Origin of the sequence: Clostridium guangxiense (genome assembly GCF_021043395.1) — a bacterium.
GTDB lineage: Bacteria > Bacillota > Clostridia > Clostridiales > Clostridiaceae > Clostridium_S > Clostridium_S guangxiense.
This window is the reverse complement of the sequence record NZ_JAJNKE010000091.1, coordinates 1-1814: the sequence shown is the minus strand read 5'-3', so window position 1 is coordinate 1814 and position 1814 is coordinate 1. Positions and strand designations below refer to the sequence as shown.

The following is a 1814-nucleotide window of genomic DNA, read 5'->3' as shown; positions in this document are numbered from 1 at the left end:
ATCCTCCTTGTATAATGTAGTCATAACATTCGATAGAAAACTATCATGATTCCTAACGAACATTAAAACTCATATCTTTTAATATATTCGAATAGTTACAACCAATCTAGGCTATATATTCTTATCTAAATTTAGTTTTCTATTTTCCCTAATGGGAAGCCAAACCAATAAATATTATTGTATAATATCTCCTGAATAGAAGATAGATGTAATCCTCCTGGGAAATGACTCTAAGAGTCATTATTACCCGTAAAATAGCGTATCGTTCCATCAGTGATGATTCTGTGTTTAGCTGGTTAGGTTTCCCTTCGGGAATTACCTGTGTCACAAACAAGGTTACAAAATTACTGATAGAAATGGAATATCTATTCTATCTCACAAACAAAGGAGATAATATATATGAGTAAATTTTTTTATAGACCAACAGTTGGAATTGACGTATCATCAGATTTTTCAGTAGTTGCTATACTAGCACCTGACGGTGAAATTTATAGAAAGCCTTTTAAGATTATGCATAGTAGAAATGGTTTTGATTACCTAGTAGATCAAATAAAAAAAGCGGAAGAAGAGTTTAACATGAAAACGGCAATTTTCATGGAATCTACTGGTGTATACCATCTCACTCTTTTCCACTTTCTAAAAGATACATTTGAAACATGTATCCTTAATCCACTCATTACTAATTGTAACAAGAATGGTGACATAAGAAAAGTGAAAAATGATAAAAAAGATGCATTAACCATTGCTAATATAGGTAAATTTCAAAATGTTAAATATTCTTCTAATTTTGATGTTGAAATTTACACTTTAAAATCTCTTTGCAGAGATTACTATAAATTTACTGATAGCAAATCTACATTTAAAAAGAAACTTTCTACTGATTTAAGAGTTATATTTCCTAGTTACAGCACTGTTTTTTCAGATATTGCTGGTAAAACGTCAATAGCTATACTAAAAAAGTATTCTAGCCCTGAAGCTATTTTAAATACTGATAGAGATGAAGTTATTAATATCATTTCAATCAACTCTAGAAAAGGACTAGCACATAGTGAAAAAATTTATAGCAAGCTATATAATGCTGCTGAAGAAGCTGCCTACATCGGTCTTAAATCACCAAGTCTATTTGTAAAAATAATTAATACTATTGCTGTATTAGAATCATTAGAGATACAAATTCAAAATCTATTAAATGAAATTCATCTATTAATGAGTAGCAATAGAATTTCTGATGAATTTAAGAAAAATGTACAATTACTTTACTCAATACCAGGTGTTGGTAAACTAACTGCCATCACAATAATGAGTGAAATCGGCAATATTAAAGGTTTTGTTAAACCTAAACACCTAGTTGCTTATTTTGGTTTAGATCCTTCTGTTAGCCAATCTGGTAAGTTTAACAGTGACAGAAATGTCATGTCTAAACGAGGCACCAGAATAGGCCGTAGGGCCTTATACGCTGTCGCGTTAGCGTCCATACGTAAGAATAGAAACGGTGAACCTATAAATAAAGTTCTGCTTAATTTCTATAATGAGAATATGAATGGTAAAAGTAAAAAAGTAGGTTTAGTTGCAGTAATGCATAAACTAATTAATTACATATTCTCTGTTCTTAAAAGTCAAAAAGAGTATGAACTACGTGACCCCAAGATACATTTAAAAATGTATCTAAACAATAAGTCAAAGCAAGTAGCTTAACAGCTAAAATAATTAGGAATTATTTTCCATTGTTCGTATTTTTCAATGGATTTTTTATGATACCTATTTTTATTAATAATTTTTTTATAAAAACTTATTGACTTTTACTAGCTGGTCTA

1 protein-coding gene is annotated in these 1814 nt (G+C 29.7%); it reads left to right on the top strand.

Annotation, left to right across the window (positions count from 1 at the left end; genetic code table 11):
* Positions 1-399 precede the first annotated feature (399 nt).
* Positions 400-1695: an IS110 family RNA-guided transposase gene (locus tag LQK79_RS20750; RefSeq protein ID WP_231017782.1), complete on the top strand. Its 1296-nt coding sequence runs from the start codon at positions 400-402 to the stop codon at positions 1693-1695.
* Positions 1696-1814: the final 119 nt, after the last annotated feature.